The organism is Amycolatopsis sp. lyj-108 (assembly GCF_046549005.1).
GTDB lineage: Bacteria > Actinomycetota > Actinomycetes > Mycobacteriales > Pseudonocardiaceae > Amycolatopsis.
Window position 1 is genome coordinate 755,509 of sequence record NZ_JAJPWQ010000001.1, and the last position, 23,376, is coordinate 778,884.

Annotated in this window: 26 protein-coding genes; 13 read left to right on the top strand and 13 right to left on the bottom strand. The window is 68.8% G+C overall.

Going from position 1 to position 23,376, the window contains the following annotated elements:
• Positions 1-27: 27 nt before the first annotated feature.
• Positions 28-2,196 carry a transglycosylase domain-containing protein gene (locus ACLJO0_RS03735; protein WP_125791114.1) on the bottom strand — a complete coding sequence of 723 codons (2,169 nt, stop codon included), beginning with the start codon at positions 2,194-2,196 and terminating at the stop codon, positions 28-30.
• A gap of 350 nt (positions 2,197-2,546) precedes the next feature.
• On the opposite strand from ACLJO0_RS03735, the gene ACLJO0_RS03740 reads away from it, so the two are divergent.
• The gene (locus ACLJO0_RS03740; RefSeq protein ID WP_020632155.1) at positions 2,547-2,864 is read left to right on the top strand and encodes a WhiB family transcriptional regulator; all 318 of its coding nucleotides are present in this window, start codon (positions 2,547-2,549) and stop codon (positions 2,862-2,864) included.
• A 63-nt stretch (positions 2,865-2,927) separates the two neighbouring features.
• On the opposite strand, the gene ACLJO0_RS03745 is transcribed toward ACLJO0_RS03740, so the two are convergent.
• From ACLJO0_RS03745 to ACLJO0_RS03760, 4 genes are read right to left on the bottom strand one after another with little or no spacing between them, the layout of a single operon-like run.
• Positions 2,928-4,058 carry an ArsA family ATPase gene (locus tag ACLJO0_RS03745; RefSeq protein ID WP_125779671.1) on the bottom strand — a complete coding sequence of 377 codons (1,131 nt, stop codon included), beginning with the start codon at positions 4,056-4,058 and terminating at the stop codon, positions 2,928-2,930.
• Positions 4,058-5,062: an ArsA-related P-loop ATPase gene (locus ACLJO0_RS03750; protein WP_125791116.1), complete on the bottom strand. Its 1,005-nt coding sequence runs from the start codon at positions 5,060-5,062 to the stop codon at positions 4,058-4,060. Before ACLJO0_RS03750 ends, ACLJO0_RS03745 begins: the two co-directional genes overlap by 1 nt.
• A gap of 22 nt (positions 5,063-5,084) precedes the next feature.
• Positions 5,085-5,333 carry a hypothetical protein gene (locus tag ACLJO0_RS03755; protein ID WP_125791117.1) on the bottom strand — a complete coding sequence of 83 codons (249 nt, stop codon included), beginning with the start codon at positions 5,331-5,333 and terminating at the stop codon, positions 5,085-5,087.
• A gap of 39 nt (positions 5,334-5,372) precedes the next feature.
• Entirely contained in the window at positions 5,373-6,317 is a 945-nt protein-coding gene (locus ACLJO0_RS03760) for an esterase/lipase family protein (protein ID WP_410576548.1), read from the bottom strand.
• Positions 6,318-6,446: 129 nt separating this feature from the next.
• Here ACLJO0_RS03760 and ACLJO0_RS03765 point away from each other — a divergent pair, with 129 nt between their 5' ends.
• From ACLJO0_RS03765 to ACLJO0_RS03795, 7 genes are all read left to right on the top strand, one after another.
• Complete coding sequence (locus tag ACLJO0_RS03765) at positions 6,447-6,608, top strand: DUF4177 domain-containing protein (RefSeq protein ID WP_005166970.1); 162 nt, start codon at positions 6,447-6,449, stop codon at positions 6,606-6,608.
• Between the two features lie 12 nt (positions 6,609-6,620).
• Entirely contained in the window at positions 6,621-7,076 is a 456-nt protein-coding gene (locus ACLJO0_RS03770) for a RidA family protein (RefSeq protein ID WP_034314703.1), read from the top strand.
• Entirely contained in the window at positions 7,076-7,705 is a 630-nt protein-coding gene (locus tag ACLJO0_RS03775) for a hypothetical protein (protein ID WP_037318589.1), read from the top strand. The genes ACLJO0_RS03770 and ACLJO0_RS03775 overlap by 1 nt, the downstream gene beginning before the upstream one ends.
• A 38-nt stretch (positions 7,706-7,743) precedes the next feature.
• Positions 7,744-8,883 carry a hypothetical protein gene (locus ACLJO0_RS03780; RefSeq protein ID WP_410576549.1) on the top strand — a complete coding sequence of 380 codons (1,140 nt, stop codon included), beginning with the start codon at positions 7,744-7,746 and terminating at the stop codon, positions 8,881-8,883.
• An 89-nt stretch (positions 8,884-8,972) separates the two neighbouring features.
• Positions 8,973-9,785, top strand: a complete 813-nt coding sequence (locus ACLJO0_RS03785) for an NUDIX hydrolase (protein WP_410576550.1) — start codon at positions 8,973-8,975, stop codon at positions 9,783-9,785.
• Positions 9,782-10,552, top strand: a complete 771-nt coding sequence (locus ACLJO0_RS03790; protein WP_410576551.1) for an MBL fold metallo-hydrolase — start codon at positions 9,782-9,784, stop codon at positions 10,550-10,552. The genes ACLJO0_RS03785 and ACLJO0_RS03790 overlap by 4 nt, the downstream gene beginning before the upstream one ends.
• Positions 10,549-10,800, top strand: a complete 252-nt coding sequence (locus ACLJO0_RS03795; RefSeq protein WP_125779656.1) for a glutaredoxin family protein — start codon at positions 10,549-10,551, stop codon at positions 10,798-10,800. Before ACLJO0_RS03790 ends, ACLJO0_RS03795 begins: the two co-directional genes overlap by 4 nt.
• Before the next feature lie 285 nt (positions 10,801-11,085).
• Here ACLJO0_RS03795 and dnaN read toward each other — a convergent pair whose 3' ends face one another.
• The 4 genes from dnaN to ACLJO0_RS03815 all read right to left on the bottom strand — a co-directional run bounded on the left by dnaN (position 11,086) and on the right by ACLJO0_RS03815 (position 14,971).
• The gene (gene dnaN / locus ACLJO0_RS03800; RefSeq protein WP_410576552.1) at positions 11,086-12,150 is read right to left on the bottom strand and encodes a DNA polymerase III subunit beta; all 1,065 of its coding nucleotides are present in this window, start codon (positions 12,148-12,150) and stop codon (positions 11,086-11,088) included.
• Positions 12,151-12,159: 9 nt separating this feature from the next.
• The gene (locus ACLJO0_RS03805; RefSeq protein WP_410576963.1) at positions 12,160-13,422 is read right to left on the bottom strand and encodes an MFS transporter; all 1,263 of its coding nucleotides are present in this window, start codon (positions 13,420-13,422) and stop codon (positions 12,160-12,162) included.
• 463 nt (positions 13,423-13,885) lie between these two features.
• Positions 13,886-14,560, bottom strand: coding sequence for a Crp/Fnr family transcriptional regulator (locus ACLJO0_RS03810; RefSeq protein WP_003081747.1), 675 nt, complete (start codon positions 14,558-14,560; stop codon positions 13,886-13,888).
• A 159-nt stretch (positions 14,561-14,719) separates the two neighbouring features.
• Complete coding sequence (locus tag ACLJO0_RS03815) at positions 14,720-14,971, bottom strand: hypothetical protein (RefSeq protein WP_005166943.1); 252 nt, start codon at positions 14,969-14,971, stop codon at positions 14,720-14,722.
• Between the two features lie 238 nt (positions 14,972-15,209).
• Here ACLJO0_RS03815 and nth point away from each other — a divergent pair, with 238 nt between their 5' ends.
• Genes nth through ACLJO0_RS03835 form a run of 4 tightly spaced genes read left to right on the top strand, consistent with a single transcriptional unit; the run spans position 15,210 to position 18,381 of the window.
• A complete protein-coding gene (nth, locus tag ACLJO0_RS03820) occupies positions 15,210-15,893 on the top strand; it encodes an endonuclease III (protein ID WP_410576964.1) in 684 nt (227 codons plus the stop codon).
• The gene (locus ACLJO0_RS03825) at positions 15,890-16,486 is read left to right on the top strand and encodes a TlpA family protein disulfide reductase (protein WP_410576553.1); all 597 of its coding nucleotides are present in this window, start codon (positions 15,890-15,892) and stop codon (positions 16,484-16,486) included. The genes nth and ACLJO0_RS03825 overlap by 4 nt, the downstream gene beginning before the upstream one ends.
• Positions 16,483-17,190, top strand: coding sequence for an NUDIX hydrolase (locus ACLJO0_RS03830; RefSeq protein WP_410576554.1), 708 nt, complete (start codon positions 16,483-16,485; stop codon positions 17,188-17,190). Before ACLJO0_RS03825 ends, ACLJO0_RS03830 begins: the two co-directional genes overlap by 4 nt.
• Positions 17,191-17,196: 6 nt before the next feature.
• Positions 17,197-18,381, top strand: a complete 1,185-nt coding sequence (locus ACLJO0_RS03835) for a MarP family serine protease (protein ID WP_410576555.1) — start codon at positions 17,197-17,199, stop codon at positions 18,379-18,381.
• 80 nt (positions 18,382-18,461) lie between these two features.
• Here ACLJO0_RS03835 and ACLJO0_RS03840 read toward each other — a convergent pair whose 3' ends face one another.
• The 4 genes from ACLJO0_RS03840 to nhaA are packed head-to-tail and all read right to left on the bottom strand — an operon-like array spanning position 18,462 to position 21,552.
• The gene (locus ACLJO0_RS03840; RefSeq protein WP_410576556.1) at positions 18,462-18,884 is read right to left on the bottom strand and encodes a DUF1992 domain-containing protein; all 423 of its coding nucleotides are present in this window, start codon (positions 18,882-18,884) and stop codon (positions 18,462-18,464) included.
• Positions 18,881-19,804: an alpha/beta fold hydrolase gene (locus tag ACLJO0_RS03845; RefSeq protein ID WP_410576557.1), complete on the bottom strand. Its 924-nt coding sequence runs from the start codon at positions 19,802-19,804 to the stop codon at positions 18,881-18,883. The genes ACLJO0_RS03840 and ACLJO0_RS03845 overlap by 4 nt, the downstream gene beginning before the upstream one ends.
• Positions 19,805-19,815: 11 nt before the next feature.
• Positions 19,816-20,304 carry a phage holin family protein gene (locus ACLJO0_RS03850; protein WP_410576558.1) on the bottom strand — a complete coding sequence of 163 codons (489 nt, stop codon included), beginning with the start codon at positions 20,302-20,304 and terminating at the stop codon, positions 19,816-19,818.
• Between the two features lie 51 nt (positions 20,305-20,355).
• A complete protein-coding gene (nhaA, locus tag ACLJO0_RS03855; protein WP_410576559.1) occupies positions 20,356-21,552 on the bottom strand; it encodes a Na+/H+ antiporter NhaA in 1,197 nt (398 codons plus the stop codon).
• Positions 21,553-21,762: 210 nt separating this feature from the next.
• On the opposite strand from nhaA, the gene ACLJO0_RS03860 reads away from it, so the two are divergent.
• Positions 21,763-23,223 (top strand): peptide MFS transporter, encoded by a 1,461-nt coding sequence (locus tag ACLJO0_RS03860; protein WP_410576560.1) that lies wholly within the window; start codon positions 21,763-21,765, stop codon positions 23,221-23,223.
• The last annotated feature ends 153 nt before the right edge of the window (positions 23,224-23,376 follow it).

The following is a 23,376-nucleotide window of genomic DNA, read 5'->3' on the forward strand; positions in this document are numbered from 1 at the left end:
CATCGTGATTTGCGCTGGTGGACGCGGTCAGCGTCCGCCGCCCATGTACTTCGGGTCCGGCTGCGGCAGCGGCAGCGCCTCCTGGCCTTCGAGGATCTTCGACATCGCCCCGAACCAGGTCTGCGCCGGCGTCTTCCCGCCGAACATGTTTTCGCAGCCGCGAGTGGTCACGTTACCCGGGCCGAGGTAGCACAGGCCGCCGTTTCCACCCTTCGGACGGAACACCATCGCCGCGCCCGCGAGCTGCGGCGTGGCTCCGAGGTACGTTCCCGAGCCGTTGCTCTGGGTGGTCCCGGTCTTGCCCATCACCGGCCGGTTCCACCGAGCGCCGCTCGCGGCGCCTGCCGATGTCCCGCCGGGCTGGCTGTCCCGGCTCATGCCGACCGCGAGGGTGTTGGCGAGACCTTCGGGCACCACCTGCTCGCAAGCGGCTTCCTTGACGGGCACCGGCTTTCCATCCCGGTCGGTGACGCCGGCCAGCGGGGTCGGCGGGCACCAGACGCCACCGCTCATGATCGTGGCGCCGACGTTCGCCAGTTCCAGTCCGCTCAGCGGGGCCGGGCCGAGGGTGAACGAGGCGTTCCCCGGCCAGCCGGGCCGCGGGCCGAAGGCCTGAAGCTGGCTGGTGTTGGCGCCGGGATTGTCGGACTTGGGGTCGACGGCGCCACCGCCGAGGTTGCTGGCCATGGTGTCGCGCATACCGAGCTTGCGCGCCATCTCCACGATCGGCCCCGTGCTCCCGACCTTCTCCTCGAGGGCCACGAACGCCGTGTTCGGCGAAGTCGCCAGCGCCTGCTGCATCGACATGGTGCCGCCCGCCGGGTTGTAGTCACCCGCGTTGCCGAGGCAGTACCAGCGGGACCGCATCGGAGGTCCGGTCGGGCCGCATTTGGGGCCACCACCGGCGAACACGTGGGAGGTGTAGAAGTCGGGCACGGGAAGGGGACTGTTGATCCCGGCCACGCCCGCTTCCAGCGCCGCGGCGGCGGTGAAGACCTTGTACGCGGAGCCCGCGCCGCCCGTGTTGTAGACGCCGGAAGGCAACGCGAACGTCGTCTGGCCTTGGTCTTCGTGAAGTCCGTAGTCACGGTTCGCCGCGAGCGCAACGACTTCGTGTCGTTGCTTGCCCGGCTTCACCAGCGAGAGCGTGTTCGCGACGTTGTCCTGCGTCTTCTTGACCTGGGCTTCGGCCGACATCTTGGCTTCGTGGTTCGCCCGTTCGTCCAAAGTGGTCTTGATCTGGTAGCCGCCGGTGTAGAGATCGTCCTTCGTCATGCCGTTCTTGAGGAGATAGTCCTCGACGTACTGGCAGAAGAAACCGTTCTCCGGGCCGGCGCCGGTGCAGTTCGACGCGGGCTTCTGCGGCCCGCCTTCGACGACGCCGAGCGGCTCGGCCTTGAAGCGTTCCGCGTCCGCCTTCGCGAGCTTCTGGTTGTCGACCATGCGGTCCAGCACCAGGTTGCGGCGCTCGGTCGCCTTCGCCGGGCTCTTCCACGGGTCGTTGACGACCGGGTTGTTCACCAGGCCGGCCAGCAACGCCGCCTGCGGCACCGTGAGCTTCTCGACGGGCGTGTTGAAGTACGCGTTCGCGGCCGCGCCGACGCCGTAGATCTCGCGCGAGAATTCGACGACGTTCAGGTAGCCGGTCAGGATCTGCATCTTGTTCAGCTTGGTTTCCAGCTGGATCGCGATCCGGGCTTCCTTCAGTTTCCGGGCGACCGACTGTTCCTGTGCGCGCTTCTGTCCCGGCTTGTCGTCCCGGTAGACGACGTTGATCAGGTAGTTCTTGACGTACTGCTGGGTCAGCGTCGAGGCGCCCTGCGTGTCCCCGCCGGTGCTGTTGCTGACCGCGGCGCGCAGCGTGCCCTTCCAGTCCACCCCGTTGTGCTCGTAGAAGCGTTTGTCCTCGACCGAGATCAGCGCCCACTTCATGGCGTCGTTGATCTGGGTCTCGGTCGTCGGGATGCGGAACTGCTTGTACAGCGTCGCGATCTGCTTGCCGGTGTTGTCGGTGATCGTCGTCACCAGTGGCGGCGGAATGTCCGCAAGGTCCGAAGACGTCTTGTCGACGGTCTCGCTCGCCTGGTTCGACAGCACCCCCGCGGCACCCGCCACCGGGAACAACATCCCCGCGACCAGCACCCCCGCGAGCACACAAAGGCCAATGAGCTTCAGCAGACCGTCCGTTTTGCGCACGCGGACCAGGGTACGCGGAACCCGTTAGCCCACCGTGACGTCACCTCGCTGTGGGTGGGGTTTTGATCACGAAATCGACCCCATGCGGTGACGGCTGGTAACGGGAGGCATTCTAGGGCTTGGCGGGGGGAACCGAGGGCCCCTACAGTCCGTCAACGTCTCACGTATGAAAAAGCCGACAGACGGGTGAGTGCGAGCGGCAGTCGCATTCGACCGAACGGAGGCACCGGCACCGGGGAGGTGTCGGCTCAACCGACGTGAGCACACAGGGAGACACGCTCATGGGGGCAGGAGCGCAGGCTTTTCGTCCTCCCGTGGTGTGTCGAACACCAGGGTAGGGAGCTGGGGGTATGGAAACCAACCAGTCGAGCTGGCGAGTCAATGCGTCGTGCCGCGACACCGATCCGGACGGCTTGTTCGTCCGGGGGGCGGAACAGAACCGGGCCAAGGCGGTCTGCCTCGGTTGCCCGGTCAGGACGGAATGCCTCGCCGAGGCGCTCGATGGCCGGATCAACTTCGGCATCTGGGGAGGTATGACCGAACGGGAACGGCGGGCGCTGCTGCGGCGGCGGCCGGACGTGACCAGCTGGGCAGACCTGCTTGAAGCGGCGAAGCGCAGTTTCACCGGGATCGACGAAGAGGAAGACGTACGCGTCCGAGTCTCGTGATCATGATTCCGTCAAGGACCTCTTCCCTGAGTCCAAGGTAGGGAAGAGGTCCTTCACGGAAACTCAGGACTGGGTGGCGAGGCGAACGCCGATGTCGCGCAGGCCTTCGAGATCGTGCACGTCACTGGGGAGCGCGGGCACCCGCACCAGCGGGACCTCGGGATGCGCCCGCGTGAACCTGGCGAGCAGCCGCGTCTCTCGATCGGCCAGCGCGACACGGTCCGCGTGCAGGCGAAGGACGGCTTCGGCCAGCGGCGCGCCGGCCTCGCCCTTCGCGAGCTGCTCGGCGGCCGCGATGGCCTCCGCGCCGGACAGCGGGGCCAGCACCGGATGCGTCCGGTTCGCGACCAGCCCGGCCAGCGGCATGCTCTCTTCCGAGAGCCGCTCCACGAAGTAGGACGCCTCGCGCAGCGCGTCCGGCTCCGGCGCGGCCACCACCAGGAACGACGTGCCGCCGGACCGCAGCAGTTCGGAGGTCTTGCGCGCGCGTTCGCGGAAGCCGCCGAACATGCTGTCGAAGGCCTGCATGAACGCCGAAGCGTCGGTCAGCAGCTGGCCGCCGATGATGGTCGAGACGGCCTTCGCGAACATCGAGAACCCGGCGTTGACGACCTTGCGCAGGCCCCAGCCGCCGGCCTTCGCGGGCCCGGTGAGCAGCCGGATCATCCGGCCGTCGAGCGCGCTGGAAAGCCGTGTCGGCGCGTCGAGGAAGTCCAGCGCGGACCGGCTCGGCGGCGTGTCGACGATGATCAGATCCCACTCGTCGGTGGCCGCGAGCTGCCCGAGCTTCTCCATCGCCATGTACTCCTGCGTGCCGGAGAAAGACGTGGAAATGGTCTGGTAGAAGGGGTTCTGCAGCAGCTGCTCGGCGCGTTCCGGGCCGGCGTGCACGCGCACCATGTCGTCGAAGGTGCGGCGCATGTCGAGCATCATCGCCCAGAGTTCACCCTTGGGCTCGAAGCCCTCGACCTGCACCTGCTTCGGGTGATTGCCCAGTTCGCGCAGGCCGAGCGCCTGCGCCAGCCGCCGGGCCGGGTCGATGGTGAGCACCACCGTCTGCCGTCCGCGTTCGGCCGCGCGCAACGCCAGCGCCGCCGCGGTGGTCGTCTTGCCGACCCCGCCGGATCCGCAGCACACGATGACCCGGCTCTCCGGATCGTCGATGAGCTTGTCGATCTCCAGGACGTCCGACATCAGCGCACCCCCTGCTCGGTCAGCGCCTCGGCGAGGTCGTAGAGCGCAGCGACGTCGACCCCGTCGGTCAGGTCCGGCAGTTCGAGGCCCGGCAGATCGGCTTCGGCCAGTTGCTCGCGGGCGCGTTGTTCGGCCGCGACCCGCACGGCGTGCTCGACGGTCTCCTCGACCAGCGCGTCGAGGGTGCTGTCGGGCAGGTTCAGCCCGGCCGACGCGAGCCCGGCGCGGACACGCGAGGCGTCGACGCGGCCGTCCGCGGCGGCGGTCACCGAACGGGCGGGCAGCCGCGGCGGGCGGACCCGGTTGACCAGCACCGCGCCGGGGCGCAGATCCGCGCCGTCGAGTTCGGCGACCGCTTCGACGGTCTCCCGGACGGGCATCTCTTCCAGCAGTGTCACCAGGTGGATGGCGGTCTCGCCGGAGTGCAGCAGCCGGACGACGCCGTCGGCCTGGCCGCGGATCGGGCCGGTCTTGGCGAGGTCGGTCAGCGCCTTGGTGACGTCGAGGAACTTCACGACCCGGCCGGTGGGCGGCGAGTCGACGACGACGGCGTCATAGGTGTGGCGGCCGTCCGATTCGGTGCGGCCGACGCATTCCTTGATCTTCCCGGTGAGCAGGACGTCACGCAGACCCGGCGCGAGCGTGGTCGCGAACTCGATCGCGCCCATCCGCCGCAGCGTCCGCCCCGCGAAACCGAGGTTGTAGAACATCTCGAAGTACTCGAGGAGGGCGGCCTCGACGTCGATGTGCAGGGCGCGCAGCTCCCCGCCGCCGGGGACGGCCGCGATGCGTTGCTCGGCGTACGGCAGCGGCTCGGTGTCGAAGAGCTGGGCGATGCCCTGGCGGCCTTCGACCTCGATCAGCAGCACGCGGCGCCCGCCCTTGGCGAGGGCGAGGCCCAGCGAGGCGGCGAGCGTCGTCTTGCCCGTCCCGCCCTTACCGGTGACGAAATGCAGCCTGGCTCTCGCGAGTTCGTCGGTCCAGCCGGCAAGGGATGTGCTCACCGGTCCCACCCTAATTGAGCGATCAGCTCGCCAGCATCATGACGCCGAGCGCAGCCGCGACCAATCCGACGATGGCCCAGGTCAGGACCGCGGGCAGCACCGTGAGCATCACCACACCGAGCAGCAGGAGGACCACGAAGGCCACCGCGCCGGTGATCGCGACCGTCGCCGAGCTGTCCGTGCGGTCCCGTGCCTTCGCCATCAGGACCAGCACCAGCGGCAGCCCGGCCGCGGCGAGCAGGACGGTCGCGACCACACGCCAGGTCTCCACGGGCCCACCGTAGCGCCGTCATACGCGTGATTGGGTCCTTCAGCTCCCGATGGGGGTGGCGGGAACGCAGGGGACCGGTTTCGCGTGCGCCGGGTCCAGCGCGTTGAGGACGTGCCCGGCGGCGTTGCGGTCGGCGGCGACGCCGGCGTGCTCGGCCAGGTCCAGCAGGCAGCTGTCCTGCAGGACGATGTTCTTCACGTTCGGGCCCTTGCCCATGCCGCTCGTGTACGGGACGACGGCCTCGTCGTAGCGGGTCATGATGTTCGTGTAGGTCACACCCGGCTGGAAGACGCCGTTGCCCGACCGCAGGTTCGTGAGGAACTCCGAACCGCGCAGGAACTGGCGGCAAGAGCCGCACAACGGGTCGAGGATGCCGTTGAACCCGGTCGCGAGTCCCAGCGCGCCGGCGAGCGCGTACAGATGCGAGGCGCCGAACAGGGTCGTGCCCTCCCAGAGCGGGGTCAGGCTGACGTACTTGTCCACTTTGGACGCTCCGCCGAGGAACTTCACGTAATAGGAAGGCATCAGCGTTCCCTCGGAATGTCCGAGGAGGTCCACCTTGGACGCCCCGGTCGCGCCGAGCACCTTGTCGACGAACGCCGAAAGTTCCTTCGCGCTCTGCTCCATCGGCAGGAGCCCGCCGGGCTGGTAGATCGGCAGCGGTTTCCCGGGAACGCCGTAGGTCAAGGAGAAGACGCAGTACCCCTTGTTCTTGAGCAGCGGCCCGAACGTCTGCCAGTTCACCGTCTGGTTGGCGCTGAGACCGTGGGTGAGCACCACCGGATTCGGATGGGCCGCGCTGGGACGGCAGTCGAAGTCGTTCGCGCCGGGTGGCGGGCCGCCGGGATTCGCGGCCTGTGCGGGCAGCGCCGCGGCGAGCGTCCACGGGACGGGGAGTTCCTCCTCCGCGATGGCCGGTGAAGCGCAGATCAGGGCAAGGGCCGCGGCCAGGAAAGTGGCGGCGAGGGACTTCGTCGTCCGCATGTCGGCGTCCTATCTACTCCCGAGTAGGTGTGAAGTGAACCACATCGGCGGGAAATCGGCGAACCGGTCGCGAGAGGGTTTTCCGCATGTGTGTCGGGCGCCCTTGCCGGTTTGGCTACGCTCCCGGGCATGAGCGCCACCAAGTGGGAGTACGCGACCGTCCCCCTGTTGATCCACGCCACCAAGCAGATCCTCGACCAGTGGGGCGAGGACGGCTGGGAGCTCGTCACCGTGCTCCCGAACCCGACCGGCGAGCAGCACGTCGCCTACCTCAAACGAGCCAAGAACTGAGGGATTGAAGCCATGACCTGGAGCGATCGACTCGCCGAGCTCGGTATCGAACTGCCGGCCGTCGCCGCGCCGCTGGCGGCCTACGTGCCCGCCGTCCGAACCGGTTCGCACGTCTACACGGCCGGGCAGCTGCCCTTCGTCAAGGGCGAGCTCGAAGCGACCGGCAAGGTCGGCGCCGAGGTCAGTCCCGAAGAGGCGAAGCAGTACGCGCGGACGTCGATCCTGAACGCCCTCGCCGCGGTCGACTCCGTCGTCGGGATCGACAACGTGGTCCGGGTGGTCAAGGTCGTCGGGTTCGTGGCGTCCGCGGAGGGCTTCACCGGCCAGCCCGCGGTGATCAACGGGGCGTCCGAGCTGCTCGGCGAGATCTTCGGCGAGGCGGGCATCCACGCCCGTTCGGCCGTCGGCGTCGCCGAGCTGCCGATCGGGGCGCCGGTCGAGATCGAACTGATCGTGGAGGTGAAGTGATGGACCCGGACATCGAGAAGTCCTCGCACGAGCTCCTGCTCCGGCTGGCCGGACGGCTGCCGGACCAGCTCCTGTGGCGGTTCCGTGACTGGCTGGGCGAAGGCGCGATGGGGACGCTCGCGCGGACCCTGCCGAGGTCTTTGCTTAAGCACAGGATCGACCTCGATCAAACCGAATATCGCCTGCTAGTCGCCGGGCTCATTCCTCACGGGGCCGACTGGCATCAGGTGAGTTCCACCCTGGGGGTAGACGACGTCACCGAGACCAGGTACACATTCACGCAGAGTGCGCCCGAATGGGTGAACTCCGTCGACTCTGTGTCCGTATTGATCCACGCGACGTTGCGGGGACGGCCGGATGTGGGTGAAGTGCGGCAAAGCTGGCGACACCTCGGTGTGGTCGGCGAGGGTGGGGCGAAACGAGTCCTCCTGGTCACGGCGCTGAACGGGCTGCCGAGGCTGACCGGTGAACTGCAGCGCGTCCTGCGCGTGCTGGGTGACGAGGAGCCCGGCGTCGAGGTTCTGCCGCCGAGCATCGACCTCACCGGCTATCACCGCACCGCGCTCGCCAACTCCGAGCTCGTCTGTGTGGGTGCGGTGGACACCGGAAGTCGGCTGGTCGCCGCTTAACGCTCGCTCCACCAGGCGAGCCGGGAGGGAGCAGAGCAATGGTGGAGGTCCACGACGGCCCGCCCATGGACGGGTTCTCGGTGCCCCTGCGCCTGCACAACCTGTTACTGGCCTTGGCGGGTCGTATCGACGACAGTGCTTTGACCGAAGCGCGTGAGCTGATCGCGCGTGCGCACATCGACGAAGCGGTGGAGCTCACCACCGGCACCCTGATCGCGGGGAAGATCCCGGTGAGCTCGTCCGAACAACGTGAACTCGCCCTCGTCCTCGAGATGAGCCGATCCGACGCCACCTTGGCGAACGACCTGCTGGTCGTCGAGGAGGACGAGCCGGTGCTCACCCACCGGTTCACCGGCGAGAACCAGCCCGAATTCGGCCTCGCCGAGGCGCTCGACCGCACCCTGCAGGTGCTGCCGGACGTCCGGTCGGTGCACGCGGTGTGGCGGAACACGCCCGCCGGCAGCGTGCCCGGTGCGTTGCCGCAGCGGGTCGTCCTGGTCGAGATCGGCCCGGAGGGCAACCCGCCGGCGGTCGCGTTCCGCGTGGACACCGCGCTTCGCCGCGCGGGCATCCGGTCGGTCGTCGAGGTCGCGGGACCCGGCGTCGCGCGGTCCGCGTACCACCAGGCCGCTTCGTCGGCCGCGAGTCCTGTCTGGGTCACCGGGAGTACCCATTCCAGTGACTTTCGGTCCGAGCCGGTGACTCCGCCGCCCGCTCCCGCCCCGGCTCCCGAGCCGGTCAAGGAGCAGCCGAGCAGGCACGGGCTGCGGCCGGTCAGCAGCAGCACGCACGAACCGGTCGAGCCGATCGCGCCGGTGGTGCCGATCGTGCAGGCGCCCGCACCGGCGACGCCTGCTCCGGAGACGGCGCCGCCGCGCAAATCGCGGGCGGAGACCCGCGCCGAGCGCACGGCCGACCTGACCCCGGCCGAAGTGGCGCAGCTGCGCCAGGCGCTCAAGGAGGACCCGGAAAAGGGCCGCGAGATCGCCACGGGCAAGCCGAGCATGCACGAGGTCGTCGAACTGCCGGCTCTCGACCTCGACGACCCCAGCCTGAGCGAGCGCGACCGCGCTCTCCTGCGCGAGCTGCACGCCGAGCTCGCCGAACGGGAGCGCGCCGAAGCGGCGAAGATCCGGCTGAACGGCGCTTCGCGCAGCAGCGGCTCTAGCTGGTCGTAGCAAGTCCCACGCAATTCGGCACCTGGTTGCGATCGTTGCACGCGCAACGATCGCAACCAGGTGCCGAATTGCGATGTTAGGTTGCTGGTGTGGCTGAAGAACTGACATTCGACATCCCGGTGGGGGCCGGGGTGGGCACCCGGGCCAACGCCGACGGCGAGCCGGTGACGCCCAAGGACGCGGCGACCGTGATCCTCCTCCGCGACGGCGCCGATGGCGTCGAGGTCTTCCTGCAGCATCGGGTGAAGGGCATGCCATTCGCCGGCGGGATGACCGTCTTCCCCGGCGGTGGCGTGGATTCCCGCGACGTCGACACCTCGGTGAGCTGGGCGGGCCCCGGGCCCGCTTGGTGGGCGGAACGCTTCGGTTGCGACGAATCGCTGGCCCGCGCCCTCGTGTGCGCGGCCGTGCGGGAGACGTTCGAGGAGTCGGGAGTGCTGCTCGCGAGCCTCGGGGACTCCGTCGTCGCCGATGCGACGCGGTACCACGACGCCCGCGAAAAGCTGGTCTCCCGCGAGCTCTCGCTCGCCGCGTTCCTCGAAGCGAACGGCCTGACGCTGCGCGCGGATCTCCTGCGCCCGTGGGCGAACTGGGTCACCCCGCCGCAGGAACCGCGCCGCTACGACACCTGCTTCTTCGTCGCCGAACTGCCTGAGGGACAGCAGGCGGACGGCGCCACCTCCGAGGCCGTCAGTTCCGGCTGGCAGCGGCCCGAGGAAGCCATCGCCGACGCCAAGGAAGGGCGCCGCATGCTCATGCCCCCGACCTGGATCACCCTCGCGGAACTGGCCGAGTTCGAGTCGGCGGCCGCGGCGCGTGCCGTCGAACGCGAGATCTCGAAGATCATGCCGACGCTGGTGCGCGACGGCGACAAGGTCCGCGTCATCCTGGACCCGGCGTGAGCGCCCCCGCGTACGGCGTGCTGCGCCAGGTGACGCCGACGGCTTCCGTGCTGCTGGAGCACAATCCGTCTTCGATGACGTTGGAGGGCACCAACTCCTGGGTGCTGCGCGGCTCCGGCGCGTCCGGTTCCGTGGTCGTCGACCCCGGCCACGAGGACGTCGAGCACCTGAGCCTGCTGGCGGAGACCGGCGCCGTCGAGCTGATCGTCCTGACCCACCACCACCCCGACCACGCCGAGGGCGCGCCCTGGTTCGCCGACCGCGTCGGCGCGCCGGTGCGGGCCTTCGACGAGTCGCTCTGCGTCGGGGGGAAGTCCCTTGTGGACGGTGAAGTGATCGAGGCGGGCGGCGTCCGGCTGTCGGTGCTGCACACGCCAGGGCACACCGGTGACTCGATCTGCCTGGTGTCCGACGGGCAGATCCTCACCGGTGACACCATCCTCGGCCGCGGCACCACCGTGCTGCACGACCTCGGCGACTACCTGCGCTCGCTGCGGAAACTCATCGAGCTGCCCGGCGGCACCATCGGCCTGCCGGGCCACGGCCCGGAACTGCCCGATCTGGCCGCGACCGCGCGCGAATACCTGGCGCATCGGGAAGAACGGCTCGACCAGGTGCGTTCGGCCTTGGAGACGCTCGGCGCGGATGCCACCCCGCGTCAGGTCGTCGAGGTCGTCTACGCCGATGTCGACAAGGCTCTGTGGGCGCCCGCGGAGTGGAGTGTGCAGGCACAGTTGGACTACCTGAGGTCGGAGGACGGCGAATGAGTGACGTCGAGGTCGAGTTCTACTGGCGCCCCGGATGCGGGTTCTGCGCCGCGCTGGAGCGGCCGCTGTCGAAGAGCGGCTTCACCGTGAAGCGGGTCAACATCTGGGAGGACCCGGACGCGGCCGCGCGGGTGCGTTCGGTGGCGAACGGGAACGAGGTCGTGCCGACGGTCTTCGTGGGCTCGAAGGCGATGGTGAACCCTTCGTTCGGTGAGATCGAGGCCGCTGTGAAGGCTGCTTCCGCCTGACTCGCCGAATGCCATGAAAGGTCCTTTCCTTGCAAATTTTGCAAGGAAAGGACCTTTCATAGCGTTCGGCAGGGTGGTGACTGCGTCGCGATTCAGTGCCGAGGTGGTGTCGCGAAAGCCACCTTGGGGACGTCAGGCGTCGCGAAAGTGGCTTTCGCGACATCCGCGGGAGGGCGGCCGTTGCGCTCCTTGGCACGTCTACGCCGCCATCACCACGTTGCGAAAGCCGCTTTCGCAACCCGCCTTCGCACCGGTAAGTCCTTTGTGGACGGTAGAGTGCAGGCGTCAGCGCGGCAGCATGGGCATCACGTAATACGTCAGCTCCACATCGCCCGGCTCCACCGCGCGGATGACGCAGGCCCGCATGCCGGGCTGGATGTCGAGCCGCACCCGCTCCCCGGCGAAACCCTGCAGCGCGTCCAGCAGGTAGCGCGCCTGGAACGAGGGCGACGTCCGGCCGCCCGAAACCTCGGCCTTCAAGGTCTCCTCGGCCTCGCCGGTGTCCTGCTTCGAACTGGCGAGCCGCAGCTGCGAGTCGCCGACCTCCAGCGTCAGTACCCGGCGCTCGTCCGCGTAGACGCCCACCCGGCGTACGGCGGCGGCCAGCGCGTCGGCGGCGACCTCGACCGTCGTGTCCACAGTGGACGACTCGATCAGCTTCTCCGACAGGAATCCCGCGTCGAGGACGGCGGTGGTGACGGTGACTCCGGCCCAGCTCAGCCCGAACCGGGTCCTGTCGCCGTGCAGGCCGACGATGCCGCGAGCCTGCTTCGCCGTCTCGGCCAGGAGGCCCGCCGGGACGAGCGCGTCGATCGGCTCGCCCTCGGAACGCAAAGGGAGGGTGGCGACGGCCATCCGGTACCGGTCGGACGCCGTCAGCCGCAGCTCACGGCTGAAGCTCTGCACGCGGACGCCGGTGAACATCGGCAGCGCGTCGTCCTTGGCGGCCGTGCCCGCGACCGTGCGCAACGCGGTCACCAGCGCGTGACCGTCCACTTCGGACACCTTCGGCGGCATGTCCGGGAGGTTCAGTTCGCGGCTCAGCAACGGAAGCGCGAACCGGCCGCCTTCCACGCGCACGGCCAGCCGTGCTCCCTCGACGACCAGGCGCACCAAATCGCCGTCGAGCATCCGCAGCGTCTCCGCGAGCGGCCCGGCCGGGACGAGGACCTCGCCATCGGTGTGGACCATGGCGTCGCTGGTCAGGCGGACCGCTCGTTCGCTGTCGCTGCCGCCGACGGTCAGGCCTTCCCGTCCGGCGCGCAGGAGCAGACCGGAGCGGGCCGACAGCAACCGTGCGGCGGCGGAAACGGCGGACGAGAGGGAGCGGGTGTCGGCAGTCAGGTCCATGCCCGCAAGTTAGCGGGCGGCACCGACAAGTTCGGGGGCTTCGGCGACGGGACCGGAAGGCCGCGGGCGGAAGCTGCCGCGCATCAGCCACACCACCGCGGCGAGCGCGAACCCGACGGCGCCGGCGGCGAGGAACGCCGCTTCGTGCCCGGCGTGCTCGACGAGGTAACCGCTGATCGACTGCCCGAACGCCAGGCCGAGGGTCACCGCGGTGAGCACCCAGCCGAACGCCTCGGCCGCCGTGCCCTTCGGCGCGGCGATCTCGATGGCCGCCGAGTGCGTCGTCGACTGCGGCGTGATGAGCGCACCCGCGGCGAGCATGGCGAGCGCGAGGCCCCAGAGTGAACCGGGCAGCGCGAGCAGCGCCACCAAAGCGCCGAAGCCCGCCAGCAGCACCGGCAGCCGCAGGCCCATCTGACGCGGCCACGGTCGCAGGCTGTACGCGACGCCGAACGCGACCGAGCTGACCGACCAGGCCGAGAGCAGCAGCCCGCCGATGGAGGTGTTCCCCGCTTCGGCGGCGGCCGCCGGGACGGCGACCTCGACGAAGCCGATCACGGCGCCGAAGCCCAGCGCGGCGATCGCGAGCGTGCGCATGCCGGGGCTGGCCAGCGCGCCGAGCAGTTTGCCGCCCGAAGACGGCGACGGCCCCCATGCCCGCACGGTCGGGCTCAGCGCGAACAGCACCGCGCCCGCGATCATCGTCAGCGAGCCGGTCACGATGCCGGTGCCCGCCCACGGCGCGGCGATCAGCAGCCCGGCGAATCCGGGGCCGAGGATGAAGAAGACCTCCATGCTGATCGCCTCGTACGAGAACGCGGCGTTCCGCGTCGGCCCGGCGGGCAGCAGCCGTGTCCACAGCGCCCGGGAGGCCGAGCCGACCATCGGTTCCGTGATCCCGGTGCCGAAGGCGAGCGGGACCAGCACGAGGGTCGGCGCGTGCGCCTCGATCGCGAACACCAGCCCGGTCATCGCCAGGGCGAAGAACACCGTGGTGGTCAGCAGCGGCCGTGTCGGCCCGAAGCGGTCGATGAGCCGTCCCTGCACGACCGCGCCGACCGAGACACCCACCAGCGACCCGGCCGAAACCAGCCCGGCCGAGGCGAACGAGCCCGTCTCGCGCTGGACGTAGAGCAGCGCGGAGATGCCGATCATCGCGATCGGCAGGCGGGCGAGGAGGGACGCGATCACCGCCGCGCGGGATCCGGGCGCGGTCAGCGCGGCTCGGTAGTCGGCGAGGGTGGTGCGGTGGCTCTCGGCGGAGGCGGACACAGACTGGGACACGCGTACCAGTATGAACTACTTTGGTACGCGAGTACCAGTTCTGTGACGGTAAGTTTGGTCACCACCGGATTCGGGTACTTCGGGCGATGAACCGCCCGGTTCGTCACGATCGGGTAACAGTCAGGCCATTCTGAGTCATTCGGGGCAACAAATCGACGCAGATGGCGTCCTTGAGAGTGAAAGAACTTGAGTTCACGGCCGATGGCCGTGGATGGTTGTACGACAACCACACAGTCTCCAGCTCCCTCCGGCGTACGGGTCGGGGCCTTGTTCCGGAGGGCGGGGAGCGCGGATCGTCGGGGGATGGTCCGCGCACAGCGAAGAGCCGGTGCGCCACGTCGGGGGTGGCGCCCGGCTCTTCGTTGTATCCGGACACGCAATTCGGCACCTGCTTGCGGTACTTGCGTGTGGCAAGTACCGCAAGCAGGTGCCGAATTGCGTGCTGGTGGGACTAGCGGGCGCGGCGGGCCAAGCGCTCCGGGTCCAGGATCAGGACGCTCTTGCCCTCGAGCCGCAGCCAGCCACGGTGCGCGAAGTCGGCGAGAGCCTTGTTGACGGTCTCGCGCGAAGCGCCGACGTACTGGGCGATCTCTTCCTGCGTCAGGTCGTGGGTGACCCGCAGCAGACCGGCTTCCTGGCTGCCGAACCGCTGCGCGAGCTGCAGCAGCGCGCGCGCCACGCGTCCGGGGACGTCGGTGAAGATCAGCTCGGCGACCATGTTGTTCGTCCGGCGCAGCCTGCGGGCGACCACGCGCAGTAACTGCTCGGCGATCTCCGGGCGGGTGGAGATCCACTGCCGCAGCGCCGGGCGGTCCATCGTCACCGCGCGGACCTCGGTCACGGTCGTCGCGCTGGACGTCCGCGGGCCGGGGTCGAAAATGGACAGCTCGCCGAACATGTCGGACGGGCCGAAGATGCCCAGCAGGTTCTCGCGGCCGTCCGGTGACTTGCGGCCGATCTTCACCTTGCCGGACTGGATGATGTAAAGCTTGTCGCCGGGTTCACCCTCGTTGAAGATGACATGCCCGCGAGGGAACTCCACGGATTCCAAGGTCTGTGCCAGCGCCTCGGCGGCTGCCGGCTCAACACCCTGGAAAATGCCCGCTCGGGCCAGGGTTTCGTCCACCTCGGGTGCCTCCTCATCGAGATACGACGTCGATCCTCATCTGCCGAGGACCGTGTCGTCGATCACTTTTCGCGTCAGTCTAGGTCGTGCGCGCGAGATCGCTCGTCGGCACGCCGAACGTGCGCGCGTGCCTGGAACGATCTCGCTCGAACGTGGAGCCTAACTCCGCACGCGTCGCGCGCGAAGCCTGGCCGCCTTCCCGCCGAGCCTGCGCAGCCGGAAGAGCTCGAGCGCGCGCCCGATGCCGTGCCCGTAAAGGGCCCTGACCTCGTTGGGCTGTGCCTGCTCGAGGAACTCCTCGACTTCGTTCTCCTGCACCGCGACGTGCTTGAGCCGGGTCTCCACGCGTTCCATGAACAGCGCGAAGAACATGATCACCAAGGGAACGAGGATGACGAACCAGACGGTCATGCGCCCTGCCCCGGGAATTCCGAAAAGTTGTGCATTACTCCAGATCCTCGCTCATGGCGTCCTCGATCGAAGCGCCGAGGTGGTGTTCTGGCGTGTCGGCCGTCGACCGGCGGGTGCTCCCCACTGGCTCGTCCGATGGCGCCCGTAGGCTATCGGGGTGCCTCCTGCCCCCACCAATGCCCCCCGTGCGGGGGGTGCGGGTGAAAGCCGGCTCGCCTTGGTGAGACGCGCCAGGCGGATGAAGCGTTGCCTCGACGACGAGTTCCCCGGCGCGCACTGTGAGCTTGACTTCACCAACCCGCTCGAACTGCTGGTCGCGGTCGTGCTGTCGGCACAGACCACCGACGTCCGCGTGAATCAGGTCACGCCCGCCCTCTTCGCGCGCTATCGGACCGCCGCCGACTACGCCGGCGCCGATCGCGCCGAACTCGAGGAGTACCTCCGGCCGACGGGATTCTTCCGCGCCAAGGCGAACTCGGTGATGGGACTGGGCGCCGCCCTGGTGGAGCGCTACGACGGCGAAGTGCCCGGCAAGCTGAAGGACCTCGTCACGTTGCCCGGTGTCGGCCGCAAGACGGCCAACGTCGTGCTCGGCGACGCCTTCGGGGTCCCCGGGATCACCGTCGACACCCATTTCGGCCGCCTGGTCCGCCGCTGGGGCTGGACCGAGGAGGAGGACCCGGTCAAGGTCGAGCACGCCGTCGGCGAGCTGATCCCGCGCAAGGAGTGGACCCTCCTGTCGCACCGGACGATCTTCCACGGCCGTCGCGTCTGCCACGCCCGCAAACCTGCTTGTGGCGCTTGTCCGCTGGCCAAGATGTGCCCCTCGTACGGAACCGGCCCGACGGAGTTCGAAGAGGCCGCGAAGCTGGTCAAGGGCGAAGAGCGCGAACACATCCTCGACCTGGCGGCGCGCCGGTGACCAGGGTCACCAAACTGGCTCTCGGCGCCGCCGTGCTGGTGGTGGCCCTGATCGTCGCGTTGCTCACCACCCGTGACGGCCGGGAGCCCGCCAAGACGTCGGGGGATCTCACGGCCGCCCGTGCGAAGGCCGCGCTCGCTCCCTGCCCGCCGCCCGGGCCGGGCGAGGTGGCGAAGCTGCGCGGCGTCGACGTCGAATGTCTCGGCGACGGCTCCAGGGTCGACCTCGCCAAGGTGCTCTCGGGCGGTCCCGTGCTGGTCAACCTGTGGGCGTCGTGGTGCGAGCCGTGCCGCGCCGAACTGCCGTTGCTGCAGGAGTACGCCGCGCTGCCCGGCGCCGCCCGCGTGCTCCTCGTCCAGGTCGCGAGCTCCGGGGCCGACGGGCTGGCGATGCTGAGCGATCTGGGTGTCCGGTTGCCGTCGGTGTTCGACGGTGACGGACAGTCGGGCCCGGTGCGGACGGCACTAAAGGTCCCTTCCTCCCTTCCCGCGACGTACCTGGTCACGGCGGGTGGCGACGTCAGGCTCATCGAGAACCCACGCGTCTTCCTGAACACTGACCAGATGCGCGCCGCTGTGGAAGGGAAACCATGACCGGCCCCCTCGTGGACACCGACGCCGTGCCCGCCTGGTTGCAGCCGCTGGTCAAGATCAGCGGGGACCTCGACACGGCCACCTTCAGCCGGTTCAGCGTGCCGCCGGACGCGAGCTACCGGTCCGCGTCCGTCCTGATGCTCTTCGGCGAGGGCCCGCAGGGGCCGGACGTGCTGCTCCAGCGCCGCGCCGACACCCTCGGCTCGCACGCGGGCCAGGTCTCCTTCCCCGGCGGGGGAGCCGAGCCGGACGACGACGGGCCGGTCGGCACCGCGTTGCGCGAGGCCGAGGAGGAGACCGGCGTCGAACCCGCCGGCGTGCTGCCGGTGGCGATCTTCCCGGAACTGTTCGTGCCGGTGTCCGCCTTCGCCGTGACGCCGGTGCTCGCCTACTGGCGGACACCGTCGCCCGTGCACGCCGTCGATCCCGGTGAGACGGCGGCGGTGGCCAGGGTGCCGGTCGCCGAACTCGCCGACCCGGCCAACCGGTTCCAGGTGACGCGCAAGGGCTACGACTGGAAGGGGCCCGCGTTCGACGTCGGCGGGCTCTTCGTCTGGGGTTTCACGGGCGGCCTGCTGGCGAGGACGTTGTCGCTCGGTGGCTGGGAACGGGACTGGGACCACGGCGACGTCCGGGACCTTGACGTAGCGTTGGCCGAACATCAGGCGCGGGTCGACGGGCGGCAAGTGCCGGAGAAGGAGTAGGCGCCGGTGAACTGGGTCGACGTACTGGTGATCCTCCTCGCGCTGCTGGCGGGCGTGTCCGGCGCGTTCCAGGGGGTGATCATCGCCCTTCCCTCGCTGGTCGGAGTGGTGCTCGGCGCGCTGGCGGGGATCAAGATCGCGCCGCTGATCGTCGAACTCTTCGAACATCCGGCGGCGAAGGTCGCCTTCGCGGTGGCGACCGTGGTGTTCCTGGTCGCGCTTGGCGAGACCCTCGGGGTCTGGGCAGGCCGGAGACTGCGGCAGAAGATCAACCCGGACAAGCTTTCCGGGGTCGACAAGACACTCGGCGCGGTGGTCCAGGCCGCCGTGGTGTTCGTGGTCGCGTGGCTGATCGCGACGCCGCTCACGGCCGTCTCGGGAGTGCCTGGGCTGGCGAAGTCGATCAACAGCTCGGTCGTGCTCGGCGAGGTCAACAACGTCATGCCGGACGCGGCGCAGGGTTTCCCGAGCGAACTGCGCAAACTGCTCGACGCGTCGGGCTTCCCGTCCATTGTGGACCCGTTCCAGAAGCCGAACGTCCAGGACACCAGCCCGCCGGACACCGCCCTGCAGGCGAGCGCGATCGTCAAACAGTTGCACCGCAGCGTCGTGAAGATCCGCGGGAACGCGACTTCGTGCTCGCGGGCGCTGGAGGGCAGCGGATTCGTCGTCGCGCCGCAGCGCGTGATGACGAACGCGCACGTCGTCGCGGGGACCGACGAGGTCGCCATCGAGTCGACTTCGGGCAAGTTCCCGGCCAGGGTCGTCTACTTCGACCCCGAGGCCGACGTGGCCGTGCTCGCGGTGCCGAGGCTTCAAGCACCGGTGCTGCCGTTCACGCCGCGGGTCGCGCGGGCAGGCGACAACGCGATCGTGCTCGGCTACCCGCTCGACGGCCCGTACACCGCGACCCCGGCCAGAGTGCGCGGCCGGATCAACCTGCGCGGACCGGACATCTACGAGTCCAACACCGTGCAGCGTGACGTGTTCACCGTGCGCGGGCAGGTCCGCAGCGGCAACTCGGGTGGGCCGATGATCAACCCCGAGGGCGAGGTCATCGGGGTCGTCTTCGGCGCGGCCGTCGAAGACCCGGAGACCGGCTTCACGCTGACTTCGGAGCAGGTGCGGCCGGTGGTGGACACGGCACCGGCGTTGAGCGCGAACGCGTCGACCGGTCCCTGCGCGAACTGAGCCCCTCGCGTGCCATGAAAGAGCCTTTCCTTGCAAAATTTGCAAGGAAAGGCTCTTTCATGGCACGCGCGGAGGGTGAATCAGGAGCCTGAGGAGAGGCCTTCACGCCAAGAAGCGACGGTCTCCTCCACGTCCAGCGGCCGTGCCCGCAGCACCGGGCCGCCCGCCGGACGCCGGTGCTCGGCGCGGATCCGTTCGTTCAGGTCCTCGACGATCTCCCGCACCCGTGCCTCACGGCGCACCCGCACCCGCGCCAGCGTGTCCGGCAGGTCGTCGAGTTCCTTCGCGATGGCCAGCGACGGCGGCAGCAGCGCCGATACGTCGTGCCCTTCGCTACGGACCTTGTTCACCACCCAGGCAAGGGCCGTGTCGTTGCCGTCGGTCTTCGGCAGCGGTTTCCCCGCGCCGGGAAGGTCGTCGAACTCGCCCTTCGCCTCCGCGGCGCTGACCTGCCGGTCCACCCAGGACTCGAACGACACGCCCGTCGGTTTGCGCTCGGTCATGCTTCCAAGATACGGAGGAAGTCCAGCAGCGCCACAGATGTGCGGTCCGGGGCCTCCAGATGCGGGAAGTGCCCGATGCCGGGCCAGCGCTCAAGACGAGCGTCCGGGGCCCAGCGCCGAGACGCCGCCGCCGTCTCGGGCAGGACGCATCGGTCTTCCTCACCGTGCAGTTGCAGCACGCGGGGAGCGAAGCGGCCTTGCAGTGCTTCGCTGAACCGGCGGCCTTCGCCGCGGAACTGCGCGCGGAACGCCCATCGGTAGTACTCGAGCGCGCTGTGCGGCACTCCCTGCACGAGCATCGCCTGCCGGAACGTCCGCACGGTCTCGGTGAAGTCGGCAGTGTCCGTCCACTGTGGACCGGACCAGGCGCGGAACAGCTCTTCGACGGCGAGCGCTTCGTCCTTGACCAGCCATTTTTCCGGCGCCATCGGTACCTGGAAACGGAACAGATGTCCCGACGCGCGCAGTTGTCCCGGCCGCCGGACGGCCCGGCGCAACGCCAGCGGATGCGCGCCGCCCAGCACGCTGACCGAAGACACCAGCCGGGGGTGCAGCGCGCCGACCGTCCACGCGAGCATGCCGCCCCAGGCATGTCCGACGAGATGGGCCTTGCGCGCGCCGAGCGACTTGATCAGCCCGCCGACGTCACCGGCCAAGGTCCACGCGTCGTAGCCGCGCGGGGGCTTGTCCGAGTCGCCGTAGCCGCGCAGATCGACCGCGATCGCACGGAAACCGGCGTCGGCGAGCGCCGTCAGCTGGTGGTGCCAGGTCCACCAGAACTCGGCGAACCCGTGCAGCAGCAGGACCACCGGCCCGTCGCCGAGTTCGGCGACGTGCAGCCGGATGCCGTTCGCCGAGACGTCACGATGGGTCCACGGTCCGTCGATCCGGACGATCGACGGATCCGGTGTCGCCTGCACCGCTCGAAGACTCAGTCTTGGTCTTCGGCGCCGTGACGCGGCTTGAACGCGGCGGCGGTGTCCTTGAAGCTGTTGATCGTGCGCTCCGGCGCCTTGATCTTCTTCACCTTGCGGTAGCCGAGGAAGCCCGCGGCCGCCGTCGAGACGAGCATCAGCCCGAACACGATCAGGAACGCCGCCCAGCGCTGCAGGAACTCCGACAGCAGTTCGCCGAGGAAGAAAAAGAAGAAGAACGAGCTGTACAGGCCGATGACCAGCGCGACAAGGAAGAAGATGGCGCCCTTGAGGCCCTTCTTCGCCTCCGCGACGACCTCGGACTTGGCCAGCTCGACCTCGGCGCGGATCAGTGTCGAAACGTGCTGTGTGGCATCGCCGACGAGTTTCCCGAGGGACTGCTCGCTCGCTACCACGTCGTCATCGCTCGACAGGGGGAGGTAGGGCACGGCCCCCACGCCGTCGGGGCCGGTACGTTCGTGCTTGGGGCTGCTCACACCGGCCATCGTGCCACGTGCCCCGATCACGGGCGCGGCGGACCGGCGAGTGTCGCAGGTTCAATCGTCCTTCGCGTGCACGCGGCTGCGGTGCACGAGCATCGCGGCGGCCGAAAGCGAGGCGATGGCCGAAGCGATCAGCACCGCCGCCTTCGCCAGTTCGACGGCTTCCCCCTCGAGCGCGAGGTCGGCGATCAGCAGGCTCACCGTGAACCCGACGCCGCCGAGCATCGACAGCGCGCCGATGTCGCGCCAGCCCATCCCCCTGGGTTTCTCCGCGAGTTTGAACTTCACCGCGAGCAGGCTGGCGCCGAAGATCCCGATCAGCTTCCCGCCGACCAGCCCGACCAGGATGGCCAGCGGCAACGCCGTGGTGAACACCTCGCCGAGCGACTCGCCGTCCACCTTGATCCCCGCCGCGAACAGCGCGAACAACGGCACCGCGACCGCGGCCGACCAAGGCTGGAGCCGGTGTTCGAGCCGGATCGCGGGCGCGTGCTCCTCGCCTTCGTCGGAGCGGACGCGGGTGAGCAGGCCGAGCGCGACGCCGGCGATGGTGGCGTGGACACCGGCCGAGTGCACCGCGACCCACGTGATCAAGGCCAGCGGCACGTAGATCCAGGCGCTGCGGACGCGGCGCTTCTGCAGATAGGCGTACAACGCGAGCGCGACGACGGCGACGCCCGCGGCGACGAGGTCGAACTTGGCGGTGAACAGGATCGCGATGACGAGGATCGCGCCGAGGTCGTCGACCACCGCGAGCGAGAGCAGGAAGACCCTGGCACTGCTCGGCAGGTTCGACGCGGTCAGGGCGAGGACGCCCAGCGCGAACGCGATGTCCGTGGCGACCGGGATGGCCCACGCGCGTTCGATGCCCGGCGCTCCCCAGCCGACGGCGAGCGCGACCAGCGCCGGGACGATCATGCCGCCGATCGCGGCGACCACCGGAAGGATCGCCTGTTTGAACCGGGAGAGCTCACCGACCACGAGTTCGCGTTTGAGTTCGAGCCCGGCGACGAAGAAGAACAGCGCGAGCAGGCCGTCCTTCGCCCAGTCGCCGATCGTCAGATTCAGGTGGAGGAATTCCGGGCCGAGGCGGAAATCACGAATCGCGCGGTAAATGTCGTCGATGGGCGAATTGGCCCAAAGGAGGGCGATCGCGGTGGCGCCGAGCAGGATCATCCCACCGGTCGTCTCCGTACGCAGGTAGCGGGCGAATTCGGCGACGGCTTTCGCGGGGCGGGTGGGGCCGGACAAGGCATCCTCCGGGTGTTTCGGCGACGACGAACACTGTTGCCGACCAGACTTCCCGGCGCACCTTGACGCGATTTTAATGCTTCGAGCTGCGGAAATCTCGCGTTCATGACAGCTGCCACAGAGATCATGCGGACGTCGGTGTCCCGTCCACATGGTGGGCTTCTAGCATGTCAACCGGAAACCGACAACGATGTCTTCACTAAGGACGGCATGGTGAGTACCTCTACCGAGGTCCAGCGAGACACGAGGTTTTTCGGGCACCCACGAGGGCTCGCGAACCTCTTCGGCGTCGAGATGTGGGAGCGTTTCTCGTTCTACGGGATGCTCGGCATCCTCCCGATCTACCTCTACTACGAAGTCAGCCAGGGCGGCCTGGCGTTGCCGAAGGCCTCCGCGCTCGGCATCGTCGGCGCGTACGGCGGCATGGTCTACCTGTCGGCGGTGATCGGCGCCTGGGTCGCGGACCGCGTGCTCGGCTCCGAACGGACGCTGTTCTACAGCGCGATCCTCATCATGATCGGGCACGTCAGCCTCGCCGTGCTGCCCGGTCTCGCCGGCATCGGTGTCGGCCTCGTCTGCGTGGCCGTCGGCAGCGGCGGGCTGAAGTCCAACGCCACCGCCATCGTCGGGACGTTGTACGCGCCAGGTGACGAACGCCGCGACGGTGGTTTCACGATCTTCTACATGGGAGTGAACGTCGGTGGCTTCGTCGGGCCGCTGCTGACCGGGCTCGCGCAGAGCGAGATCGGTTTCCACGTCGGTTTCGGGCTCGCCGCGGTCGGCATGGCGCTCGGCCTGATCCAGTACACGATCGGCCGCAAGAACCTCGGCGAGAAGGCGAGCGAGATCCCCAACCCGCTGCCGGCTTCGCAGCGCCCGGTGGTCTACGCCGGCACCGCGGTGGGTGTCGCGGCGATCGTCCTGCTGGTGGTCTTCGGTGTGATCAACCCGGCGAACCTGGTCGACGTCGTCGTCGGGGCCGTCGCGGTCATCTCGGTCGTCTACTTCGTGGTGATCATCAGCAGCAAGAAGATCACCTCCGACGAACGCACCAGGGTGTACTCGTTCATCCCGATGTTCATCGCGAGCGCGGCGTTCTTCTCGCTGTACCAGCAGCAGTTCACCGTCGTCGCCGCCTACACGGACGAGCGATTGAACCGCACCGTCTTCGGCTGGGAGATGCCGGTGGCGTGGGTCAACTCGATCAACCCGGTGTTCATCATCCTGTTCGCGCCGGTGATCGCGGCGATCTGGACGAAACTCGGCCCCAAGCAGCCGTCCTCGCCGATCAAATTCGTGCTCGGCACCGTCACCATGGGCCTGGCGTTCCTGCTGTTCCTCCCGATGGTCGGCAGCGGCAAGAACGCGAGCCCACTGCTCGCGCTGGCAGGCATCCTGTTCGTGTTCACCATGGCGGAACTGATGCTTTCGCCGGTCGGTCTCTCGCTGTCGACCAAACTCGCGCCGGAGGCGTTCCGGACGCAGATGGTGGCGCTGAACTTCCTGTCCATTTCGCTCGGTACGGCGATGTCCGGAAAGCTCGCCGAGTTCTACTCGGTGGAGAACGAAGCGCCGTATTTCAGCATCGTCGGCGGAGTGGCCATCGTGGTCGGTGTGGCGCTCCTGGTGGCGACGCCGATGATCCGCAAGCTGATGAAGGGCGTTCACTAGACGCTCCGATTCACCTGATGAAGGCCCTCTTCCCGCGCACAACGCGGGGAGGGGGCCTTCGTCCATTCCGGTCCGGGAACCCCACGGCGTCGAACTGCGTCAAAGCCGACGAACTGAGACGATCGCCATGGACGACGCAAAACGGACCACCAG

Excerpts from the sequence above, each read along its gene's own strand:
- ACLJO0_RS03795 (WP_125779656.1), top strand. The coding sequence starts at position 10,549 with ATGAGTGACGTCGAGGTCGAGTTCTACTGGCGCCCCGGATGCGGGTTC.
- nth (WP_410576964.1), top strand. The coding sequence starts at position 15,210 with ATGAAGCGTTGCCTCGACGACGAGTTCCCCGGCGCGCACTGTGAGCTT.
- ACLJO0_RS03830 (WP_410576554.1), top strand. The coding sequence starts at position 16,483 with ATGACCGGCCCCCTCGTGGACACCGACGCCGTGCCCGCCTGGTTGCAG.
- ACLJO0_RS03760 (WP_410576548.1), bottom strand. The coding sequence starts at position 6,317 with ATGCGGACGACGAAGTCCCTCGCCGCCACTTTCCTGGCCGCGGCCCTT.
- ACLJO0_RS03775 (WP_037318589.1), top strand. The coding sequence starts at position 7,076 with ATGGACCCGGACATCGAGAAGTCCTCGCACGAGCTCCTGCTCCGGCTG.
- ACLJO0_RS03770 (WP_034314703.1), top strand. The coding sequence starts at position 6,621 with ATGACCTGGAGCGATCGACTCGCCGAGCTCGGTATCGAACTGCCGGCC.
- ACLJO0_RS03780 (WP_410576549.1), top strand. The coding sequence starts at position 7,744 with ATGGTGGAGGTCCACGACGGCCCGCCCATGGACGGGTTCTCGGTGCCC.
- ACLJO0_RS03765 (WP_005166970.1), top strand. The coding sequence starts at position 6,447 with ATGAGCGCCACCAAGTGGGAGTACGCGACCGTCCCCCTGTTGATCCAC.
- ACLJO0_RS03860 (WP_410576560.1), top strand. The coding sequence starts at position 21,763 with ATGGTGAGTACCTCTACCGAGGTCCAGCGAGACACGAGGTTTTTCGGG.
- ACLJO0_RS03745 (WP_125779671.1), bottom strand. The coding sequence starts at position 4,058 with ATGTCGGACGTCCTGGAGATCGACAAGCTCATCGACGATCCGGAGAGC.
- ACLJO0_RS03815 (WP_005166943.1), bottom strand. The coding sequence starts at position 14,971 with ATGACCGTCTGGTTCGTCATCCTCGTTCCCTTGGTGATCATGTTCTTC.
- ACLJO0_RS03740 (WP_020632155.1), top strand. The coding sequence starts at position 2,547 with ATGGAAACCAACCAGTCGAGCTGGCGAGTCAATGCGTCGTGCCGCGAC.
- dnaN (WP_410576552.1), bottom strand. The coding sequence starts at position 12,150 with ATGGACCTGACTGCCGACACCCGCTCCCTCTCGTCCGCCGTTTCCGCC.
- ACLJO0_RS03850 (WP_410576558.1), bottom strand. The coding sequence starts at position 20,304 with ATGGCCGGTGTGAGCAGCCCCAAGCACGAACGTACCGGCCCCGACGGC.
- ACLJO0_RS03840 (WP_410576556.1), bottom strand. The coding sequence starts at position 18,884 with ATGACCGAGCGCAAACCGACGGGCGTGTCGTTCGAGTCCTGGGTGGAC.